The sequence below is a fragment of the Arcicella rosea genome, assembly GCF_014204325.1.
In the GTDB taxonomy this organism is placed as follows: Bacteria; Bacteroidota; Bacteroidia; order Cytophagales; family Spirosomataceae; genus Arcicella; species Arcicella rosea_A.
In genome coordinates, this window is the sequence record NZ_JACHKT010000025.1 from 64,816 (window position 1) to 75,692 (window position 10,877).

Below are 10,877 nucleotides of genomic sequence, written 5' to 3' on the forward strand. Positions count from 1 at the left end.
ATTCCCCCAATTGATTTTTAAAAGATAAACAATAGCTTAAAACTACATTTATTTAGATGTTGCTGACTCATTATATTTTATACTACTGACGATTGCACATTAATTATGTTAATAATTTCTTAATATTAATTTTAAATTATAGAAAAGTGTAGGTAATATTAGCGTCGTACTTTTGTATTAGTGAAAAGAGCAAAATACATATCGCTATTACTAATTGTCTGTTTATCGTTCATTAAGGTGTTTTTACATACTAATGGCGGTTATACTGGTTACAAAAAGGATATTAATTTTTTTGCACGCAAACCCTATAAGTGTAACGCTCTCCAAAATCCTGTATCAAAAGCTGAACTTGAAATAGATGAAGATTCAGATGATGAACAAAATTTTAAATTCAAGCAAAATGTGGTCTTTAAAAATTCCTTTTTAAAGACTAAAAAAGTAATAAATTGCTCCAATTTATTAATCTCGTGTAAATTCAAGTACAGCTATCCTACCGTTTATTTATTTATATTATTTCTCAAGATTCTAATTTAGGATTATTCCAAACTTCTCGCAATTCCTTATTCATATACTACCGTATATGCTCTAATTTCTTATTTTAAAACTTCAAAATGATGAAAAGTTTCCTTACTTTTCAACAATCACTAAGATTGTTGGCAATTATCTCGTTGCTCTTTTCGGGCGTGCAGGTTTTTTCACAAATCACAACTTCTACTGTTTCAGGTAGAGTTAAAGATCAAAAAGGTACTCAAATACCAGGTGCAACCGTTATTGCTGTCCATTTACCAACGGGTACAAAATACGGAGTAGCATCTAGCGTTGATGGTCACTTTACAATTGCAAATATGAATCCAGGTGGGCCGTATAGATTAACCGTTACTTCTGTTGGTTATAAACCACAAGTCCGTGAAGATATTATGTTGAATTTAGGTTCAACGTCTAATTTGGATTTCATTGTGAGCGAAGAAGCTACAAGTTTAGCAGAAGTTGTCGTAAAAGCTGATAAAGGTGGAACAAGACTTGGTGCTGGTACTAATATCGGTGAAAATACGATTAAAGTCCTTCCAACTTTGAGCCGTAGTTTGACAGATATGACTCGCATGACGCCTCAAGGTAGTTCTACCAATTCATTTGCAGGAACGAACTTTCGTTATAACAATGTAACAATTGATGGAAGTATCAATAATGATGCAATTGGTTTTAGTCCATCTTTAGGTGGTGTAAGTGGAACATCGGGTATGCCAGGAAGTAGTACTCGTACAAACCCAGTAAGTTTAGATGCAATTCAAGACGTGCAAGTGTATGTTGCTCCTTATGATGTTAAAATTGGTAATTTTACTGGAGGTTCAATTAATGCAGTTACTCGTACTGGAACGAACCAAGTCACAGGTTCAGCTTATGCTTTTGGTCGTAATGCTACAATTACTGGCCCTAATAATGCTGGTGATGGTGCAAAAATCCCTAGTGGATATTCTGATTATCAAGTTGGTTTTAGAGTAGGTTTACCTATCATCAAGAATAAATTATTCTTCTTTACTAACGAAGAAATTACTCGTCGTAACGAACCGATTTTTTATGGTGCAGGTGATGCTAATTCATTAGTTGATGCTGCAACAGCTAGTAAGATTACTAATTATTTGGTGACGAACTATGGTTTCAATCCGGGCGAAACAAACAACTACAGTATTTATTCAAGAAGTAACAAATTCTTTAATCGTTTAGATTGGAATATTTCTGATAAACATCAATTGTCGATTCGTAATAACTATGTTACATCAGAAGCAACAAACTTAGAGCGTGACGCTGCCAATTTTCGTTTCGGAAGTATGGATTTTAGACAAGTAAATAAGCAAAATTCAACAGTTGCTGAATTAAAAAGCCGTTTTGGTAATGGTAATATTTCTAACAGTTTAGTATTAGGCTATTCAGATATTCAAGATTATCGTGATCCACTTAGTAGCAGTATAGCAGGAAATAATGTAAATAGTGTTTCATTCCCACAAACTGAAATTGCTTATAATGGTGGAACAATTATCTTAGGGAATGACCGTGAAGCAACAGTTTTTAATATGAAACAAAAAACTTTTGAATTAACTGATAACGTAACTTTCTTCAAGGGAAAACATACATTTTTAGTGGGGACACATAACGAGATTTATAATATTAATTATGGTTTTGTGAATTCATGGAATGGTCGTATAGCATATAAGAGTTTAGATGATTTCTTCGCTGGAAAAGTAAATCGTGTACGTGGTTCATACAGTTTTGGAGATAATTCTCGTGATAATCTTTACAATAATCCTTATGCAAAATTTACAGTAGGATTGTATAGTGTTTATGCGCAAGATGAAATCCAAATAACAGATAGAATCAAACTTTCTCCTGGTATTCGTTTTGATTTAGCAAGTGCTGATTCGCCAACTTTGAGTCAAAAAACTACTTCGACACCGTTGGATATTAATGCTGGAACTACTTACACATCAGGAACACCATTGAGCCAAATTGATAATAAACTTTTCGGACAAGTATTGGTATCGCCTAGATTAGGTTTTAACTTTGATGTTAACGGAGATAAATCTGTAGTGATTCGTGGAGGAACAGGAATTTTCACAGGTAGAATTCCATTTGCTTGGTTAGGCTATGCTTTTTACAATGATGGTATTGGATATGGTGCATTTGATATTAATAACCGTGCTACTGTTGCTAATAAAGGCGATGTATTGAAAGATGGTGCTAAAAACTTTGCTTTCAATAATGGTCAAGGAAATCAAACTCAAGTAGATGCTGTTGCGAATAATTTCAAAATGCCACAAGTATTTAGAAATAGTTTGGCCGTAGATTATACTACTAAGAATGGCTATAAATTCACGGTTGAAGGGATTTATACCAAAACAATTAACGATTTGAAATTCCAACAAGTAAACTTGAAGGACTCTGTGAAGTATTTTAGTTATGATACACAAAAACAAATGCCAATTTATTTATCAGGAGGAGCTACTGGTCAGAAATTAAATACGGGTTTCTCGAATGCTTACGAATTGTCGAATACTTCTCAAGGGTATCGTTATAGCTTAACTTTACAAGTGGCTAAAACATATAAATTTGGTTTGAATTTTAACCTTGCTTATACTTACGGACAGTCTTACGATTTAACAAACGGGATTCGTAACTCTATGGAATCTAACTGGCAGTTGAACCAATCTTTAACACCAAACGATCCTAAATTGTCGCATTCTAATTTTGATATTCGTAATCGTATCATTGGTTCTGTTGGATATAGCCACAAATGGTCAAATACGCATGCCACAACCATTACAAGTGTAATTTCTGCACAATCAGGTGCACCATTTACATGGGGATTTGTAAATTCAACGATTGCTAACACACCTCAAGCTGCTGGTTTAGCTTATGTTTTCAAAGACGAAGCTGAAGCAACTAAATATTTTGTAGATAAGAAAAATGCTACGGGAGTTGTTACAGAAACGGCTGCTCAACAGGCTGCTAATTTCATGAATTTTGTGAATGGAGATGATTATTTAAGTACTCGTAAAGGTGATTTTACTGAACGTAATGGTGGTCGTACTCCTTGGAACACAACAATGGATGTAAGAATCTTACATGATATTAAAGTAGGAACAAAAAATACAGTACAAGTAACCTTAGATATTTTCAATTTTACTAATTTATTGAATGCTGATTGGGGTAGAATTTACTTTGCACCAAATACTTTCAACTCTACGGTTGGTTTAGGTTTATCACGTGTGAATTCTGGAACTTCAGCGGATCCAACTTATACATTTACGAAACCAACGTCAACTTATTCAATTGATCAATTATCATCAAGATGGCAAATGCAGTTAGGCTTAAGATACAGTTTTTAAGTAGGTAGGATGAAATTTCTTCTCTGTTAATTTAAAGTAAAAGAGGTTGACTTTTGAGACAATCTCTTTTACTTTTTTATGCTTATTCAATCCTAAATACACATTATTCTCGTTTTCTTTCATCGCTACAAAACCAAAAAAACATTCCTCACGTATATCTGCTAAAATTTCCACATAAAACTATTAGCAATATGTACACAAGTAAACTTAAACATTTTTTAACCGCCTCAGCCTTTGTCATGGGTTTTGGATTGTCTTCTTGTAGTGATGATAAAGTAACAACCCCAACCGTAATCAAGCCAGATCAAACTTTTTATGTATTAGCAGACGGAAAACAGTTGATGAAAATCAATGCCATGAATCCTGAAATGGCAAGTAGTACGACTACTATTACAGGTTTAATAGCTAATGATATGTTATTATCCATTGATTTCAGACCAGCTACTGGCGAATTGTATGGAGTAAGTGCAATGAACAGAATTTATGTTATCAATCAAGAAACTGGAGCGGCTAGAGTAATTGGAACAACTGCTTTAAACCCTGTAATTAATGGTACAGCCGTAGCTTTAGACTTTAATCCAACGGTTGATAGAATCAGATTAGTAACCAACAAGGGTCAAAATTTACGTTTATATCCAGAAACAGGTGCAGTGGCAGCGACAGACGGAAGTATCAATGGTGGAATGAGTCCCGCTATCGAATCGGTAGCATATACTAATAATTTTGCAGGAGCAAGCTCTACTGTTTTGTATGATATTGACGCTAAATCGGATAAATTATACAAACAAGACCCACCCAATAATGGTACTTTGGTAGAAGTAGGAAATCTAGGTATTGATATTACTGCTTCGGCGGGCTTTGATATTAATCCCGCTGGAGATGTTGCCCTGACTGCGGTGATGGTTTCAGGAAAATGGGAATTGCATCAAGTAGATATTACGACAGGGAAATTAACAAAATTAGGAAATTTACCAACTGGCAATATCAATGGTTTGGCGATTCCAACGGCACCAGTTGCTTATGCAGTTGATGAAAGTAATAATTTATTGGTCTTTAATTACTTGAATATTGGTACCCCAGTTTCTAAAGCAATTACTGGTTTACAAATGGGTGAAACCGTTTTAGGCATAGATTTTCGTCCTGCAACGGGTCAATTATTTGCTTTGGGAAGTTCTAGTAGATTATATGTATTGAATACTTCATCAGGTGCGGCAGCAGTAGTTGGTACTGCACCATTTGCAACTACTTTGGCGGGTACTTCTTTTGGTTTTGATTTTAACCCAACCGTTGATAGAATTCGTTGTATTAGTAATACTGGTCAGAATTTACGTTTGCACCCTGAAACAGGAGCTATTGCAGCAGTAGATGGTGCTTTGAATCCGGGAATGCCTTCGGTTACGGCTTCGGCTTATACCAATAATTTTGCAGGAGCAACGTCAACAATTCTATTCAATATTGATAGCATGACAGATAAATTGTACAAGCAAGATCCACCAAACAATGGAACTTTAGTAGAAGTTGGGGCTTTAGGTATTAATGTTGAAGCAGTAGGAGGATTTGATATTAGTAGCCGAGGAGGCATGGCTTACGCAGCTTTGAAAGTAGGAGATAAGTCTGCAATTTATACCATCAATATCACAACAGGTGTTGCTACGAAATTAGCTGACTTACCGAATACCGTTCGTGCTTTTGCTTTAGGCACAGGATTTTAATAGTTGATTTAATTCCTTATTTGCTAAAACCCAAGAAGAGATTTCTTTTTGGGTTTTTTGTTTTATGCCCAAGCACCTAAATCTATTTGCGGTTTTCTTCGTATTTGTACGGGAAATTGCGTAAAAAAGATGCGTCAACCTATCTCCGAGATAGGATGTCCTATCTTTTTCACGCAAAAAACCGCAAAAAAGATAGGTTGACCTATCTCCGAGATAGCTCGTTCCATCAAAAAGATAGGTTTTTCTATCTCCGAGATGGATTGGTGGATGTTTTAGATAGGTTTGCCTGTCTTTGGGATGGATTGGTGGGAGAGTTCTGTGAATTGCTCTAACTAGAGCATTCCCCTGAAATTTTACCACTTCAGTTTGAAAATGAGTTTGGCAAAAGCTCTTGACTCAGTTTTGAAGAGATTCGTCTTTGATTAGTTGTTGATTTTCGAGAGTTTTCATGTTATTGGGTTTTATATGATTTACCTTTAATGAATAAAAAATTAATCTATCAGTTTTCCAAAAATTGTATATTTGTCTTAAATTATACACAAATGGCTGAGTTTGTAGAGAAATATATCAATCCATTTACCGATTATGGTTTTAAGAAATTGTTTGGCGAAGAGTTGAACAAGGATTTGTTATTGGATTTTCTGAACGAATTATTAAAAGAAGAACAAGGACAAATTAAGGAACTGACTTACCTAAAAACAGAACATTTAGGTTTGACGGAACTAGATAGAAAAGCAATTTTTGATTTGTATTGTGAAAATGAGCGTGGAGAAAAATTTATTGTAGAACTGCAAAAGTCCAAGCAGAATTTCTTTAAAGATAGAACAGTTTATTATTCAACTTTTCCAATCAGAGAACAAGCTAAAAGAGCAGATTGGAATTACGAATTAAAAGCTGTTTATACCATTGCGATACTTGATTTTGTATTTGAAGCAGATAAAAATGAACCCGATAAATTTAGGTATGATGTAAAGTTGAAAGACATAGAAACCAATAAAGTATTCTATGATAAATTGACTTTCATTTACTTAGAAATGCCTAAGTTCAAGAAAACAATAGAGCAGTTAGAAACAAGGTTTGATAAGTGGCTTTATGTAATAAGTAACCTTAACAAATTAGATAGAATCCCTGATAGTTTGCGAGAACAAATCTTTGAAAAAGTATTTGAAACAGCAGAAATAGCCAAATTCACGCCTGCTCAAATATTGTCTTATGAAGATAGTTTGAAGTATTACAGAGATTTAAAAAATTCATTAGATACTGCAAGAGAGGAGGGAGAAATGGAAGGAATATTGAAAGGAAAATTAGAGGGGAAGATAGAAGGGAAGATAGAAGTTGCTCAAAATATGCTTGCTATGGGAATGTCTGTGGAGATGATTATTCAAATAACTGGTCTTTCAGAGGAGGAGATTAGCCGTTTGGCATAGTACATAGCTTTGTCAACTTTCAAAAAGTTGACAAAGCTAAAAAAAACTACTCTACATCTACATTTTGCAAGCCGCCTTTCAAGGTAATCGTTTTTCCATTCCAAATAAATCTTCCTGAAAGGTTCGATGGAAGGTTTACTTCTCCTGAAATACCTGTTTTTCCTTTACGTTTTAAATTCACTGTAATTTCTCCAGATGGATGCGGTACTTTTCCTGATACGTTTTCTAAATCCCCTAAAGCTGGTTGAATACGTACTTCTTCAAAACCCGGAGCATCGGGCATAATGCCACAAATGGTGGCTAAAAAATCATAATTGGGTGATGCCGACCAAGCGTGACAATCTGAACGAGTTGGGTCTGCTTGTTCTGCAAAAGTACTTAAACCGATATTCAACATATCTCGCCAAGGCGATAATGTACTGTAATATAGGGAAGCATTCCCAGATTTTTTCAAGGCTTGTGTTAGATAAAAGCGAAAGTAAAAAGTGGCTTGAGTCAGACTTTGATCTTTCAAAATTTTATCCATAATTGCTTTTTCGTTGGCTCTTGGCACGGCATTGGCAAGTATTGCAAAAATATTGGCATGCTGACTAAATGCCTTTTTATCTGGCGTGTCGGCTACTTCGCTTTTACTTTCATCCCAACATTGTTCATAGCTAGATTTTGAGATTAAATCCGCCAAGGTACGGTAATAAATAGCTTTGTCTTTGTCGCCATAAGTTTCAAAAATAGCGGCAGCTTGTCGCAAAGTATAAGCGTACTGGAAAGTAATAATAGACGAATTTCCATCCGTTGCACCATCAGGAACACCGCCAATATCTGAGATTGGATTCCATTTCCAAGGTGTTGCCCAATCAACAAAAGACCACCATCTCATTGCACCTAACATATTTTTTTGTGGGTCAATCTTTCTTTCGTACCAACCTAATACTTTTTCGATATTGGGCAGAAGCGATTTAACAAAAGCATCGTCTTTGCGGTGCATCCAAAAATCATAAGTCATAGAAACCCAAAACAAAGAGAAAGTAGGAATAATCTGAGGCGTATTGCAAGGATATCTACTTTGCGTTAAGCCTTCGGAAGTCATTGAATTATCATAATCTGTCAAGGCTTTACGCATCAAACGGTCGTCGCCAGAAACATATAATGAAATTAATGCCTGAATTCGAGTATCACCAGTATATTGCAATTGTTCATAATAAGGGCAATCAAAATAGCTTTCGCCTGCACATAAACGAGCAGTTTGCCAGCCTACTTTCCAAATATTTTGTAAACTGGGGTCATTACTTGTGAAATTACCTTTTTCCTCAAAAGGATAACCTGTTTTTATTCCGTAAAAATCATTAATGGTAAGTGCCTGTTCTTTGGTTTCAATCGTAATTTCTATATAGCGATAAGTTCTAAACCAAAGTGGTCTGAAACCTCTTTTAGCTTGTCCGTCTGGACGAAATATATCTTGAATGCCAATAATATGTTTTCCTTCAATCTCATTCCTATTACCTTTTACCCATTTATCATCAATCAATGCTTCTGCATAAATAAAGCTAATTTTTGAATCTTTTCCTCCGCTGACAATTATTTCTGGATAAGCTACTGTTTCAAAAGTTTGGTCGAGTAAAATAGTAGTTTTGCTATTGGCAGGAATGTTTAAAGTACCTTTTCCTTTCAACCAATTATCATTGATTGTTAAAGTTTTAGAACTCTCATATCTTCTGATACTATTGATATTTTGATGAATTTCTTCCATTTGCGGAATCGTTCTTGGCACTAAATACCATTCAGCTCCTGTACCTGTTCCTGAAATATAACCATGTTCTAAAGTTCGTGCATTTGTCCACTGACTGTCATCAAAAGATGGTTTTTCCCAGTTGGTAGGCAATTTACTTGCTTCTACTTCTTCGCCAGCACCCACCACAATATAAGTTCGAAGTTTCCTGCCATCCACTGGCAAAGGTTTATAAGCTTGATTTTGAAATATTTTCCATGTTGGGTTGGTATTCACAAGGCTTTCCTGTTCAGTATTTCCTTGCATGATAAAACCCGTTTTATTACTCATCTGGGCAGCGGGCATAAATTCACCAAAATTCCAAACCACGGTAGCAATGGTATTTTTCCCTTGATTCAAATACTTTGCAATGTCATAAGTTTCAAAATTCCAGTGCATTAAATCACTTCGTGCTGGGCCCGTTCCGATGAAATGTCCATTCACGAAAAGTCTATAACGATTATCACCAGAAACATTGATGATAAACTGAGCAGGCTTTTGAGCTAAGTCAAAGTTTTTTCGGAAATGAAACACTCCAAAATCTTTCAGATTTATATTTTGTGGAGCAATCCAGTCGGCTTGCCAACGTTGCGTTAATACTTTTTGACTGGCTTTTTGTGCTGAAAGTGGAAGCGAAATAAGTAATGAAAAGAGTAAAGCTTGAAGTACTTTCATTTTCGTTCGTTTTGATTATGGATATTCAAACGAAAATACAATTTTTGAAGAAGAATGTTTGCCTGTTCTTACCTGTTTGGGTAAGAATTGGTCGGCTTAAACCAACAAAATTCTTAGGTGAAGTTTTATGAGTTATAAAAAAAGCTTTTATAACTCATAAAATATAGTATTTTTGAGTTATAAAAATAAACTTTATCGCTCATGCGTTGGATTTGGCAAGATAAAAATTGGGCTAATTTTGAATATGACCCATCAAAGCTACTCATTTATGAGTTAGAGTTTGAGCGTAACATAGGCAAAATATGGGGAGTGATTCAGCATATTGAAGCCGAAGGGTTAGAAAATTTAAAGGTAGAAATTCTATCGCAAGAAGCTGTTTCTACCTCAAATATTGAGGGGGAAATTCTGAACAGAGAATCTGTTCAAAGCTCTATTAGAAAGCACTTAGGCCTGAAAAGCGATTTTCGACAAGTACCGCCTAATGCTGCTGGTGTAGCTGAAATGATGGTAGATTTATATGTGAATCATGACAAGCCCCTTGAACATGAAATGCTTTTTGAATGGCATAAAATGTTAATGAATGGGCGACGTGATATAGAAACTATTGGTAGCTACCGGACACATGAAGAACCAATGCAAATTGTATCAGGGAATTTGTCAGTTCCACGAGTGTTTTATGAAGCACCGCCTTCTGGACAAGTAAAGACTGAAATGGATACTTTTTTGAATTGGTATCAGGAGAATTTAACTAATAATCAAAAAGTTTCAACCTTGATTTTTGCAGGGATTACACATTTATATTTTGAAATAATTCACCCTTTTGAAGATGGAAATGGGCGTATAGGCAGAGCTTTGGTAGATAAAGCGATTTCGCAACGAATGGGTAAGCCAGCACTTACTTCGTTTGCTAAAGTAATAGACTCGCAAAAGAAAGCCTATTACCAAGCGATACAATCCTGCAATCATCAATTGAATATAGATGCTTATTTAACTTATTTTGCAGAATTGACGTTGCAAGCACAAGATTATACCATACGAATGGTTAGTTTTCTGATTTTTAAAACAAAGTTTTTTAATCAGTACAAAGACTTATTGAATGAAAGGCAAGAAAAAGTTATACTAAGAATATTTGAGGCTGGAATAGAAGGGTTCAAAGGTGGTTTGAGTGCAAGTAATTACAAAACTATTTCGGGGGCATCCAATGCAACGGTTACTCGTGATTTACAAGAATTAGTAAATATGCAAGCGTTGACTAAAACGGGGACATTAAAAAGTACACGCTATTGGTTGAATCAATAATGAGATAAATTTGGAATGCTTTCTAAACATGAGTCATCCCGAACTTTTTCTTAGAATAGTGAGGTTTAGGACGATTTGAGAGGTTTTTATCTTTATTATTGTACAATCCTTACTTTTC

The 10,877-nt window shown here is 35.1% G+C and carries 5 protein-coding genes; 4 read left to right on the forward strand and 1 reads right to left on the reverse strand.

Annotated elements, in window-relative coordinates; translation table 11 throughout:
- Positions 1-611: 611 nt before the first annotated feature.
- The 3 genes from HNP25_RS15790 to HNP25_RS15800 all read left to right on the forward strand — a co-directional run bounded on the left by HNP25_RS15790 (position 612) and on the right by HNP25_RS15800 (position 7,020).
- A complete protein-coding gene (locus HNP25_RS15790) occupies positions 612-3,881 on the forward strand; it encodes a TonB-dependent receptor (protein WP_229202889.1) in 3,270 nt (1,089 codons plus the stop codon).
- 191 nt (positions 3,882-4,072) lie between these two features.
- On the forward strand, positions 4,073-5,593 hold the full coding sequence (locus tag HNP25_RS15795; protein WP_184135649.1) for a DUF4394 domain-containing protein: 1,521 nt from the start codon (positions 4,073-4,075) through the stop codon (positions 5,591-5,593).
- A 542-nt stretch (positions 5,594-6,135) separates the two neighbouring features.
- The gene (locus tag HNP25_RS15800; protein WP_184135650.1) at positions 6,136-7,020 is read left to right on the forward strand and encodes an Rpn family recombination-promoting nuclease/putative transposase; all 885 of its coding nucleotides are present in this window, start codon (positions 6,136-6,138) and stop codon (positions 7,018-7,020) included.
- Positions 7,021-7,066: 46 nt separating this feature from the next.
- Here the strand turns inward: HNP25_RS15800 and HNP25_RS15805 are convergent, their stop codons facing one another.
- Entirely contained in the window at positions 7,067-9,460 is a 2,394-nt protein-coding gene (locus HNP25_RS15805; RefSeq protein WP_184135652.1) for an alpha-L-rhamnosidase-related protein, read from the reverse strand.
- A 201-nt stretch (positions 9,461-9,661) separates the two neighbouring features.
- Between HNP25_RS15805 and HNP25_RS15810 the strand changes: the two genes are divergently transcribed.
- Positions 9,662-10,759 (forward strand): Fic family protein, encoded by a 1,098-nt coding sequence (locus HNP25_RS15810; RefSeq protein WP_184135654.1) that lies wholly within the window; start codon positions 9,662-9,664, stop codon positions 10,757-10,759.
- The last annotated feature ends 118 nt before the right edge of the window (positions 10,760-10,877 follow it).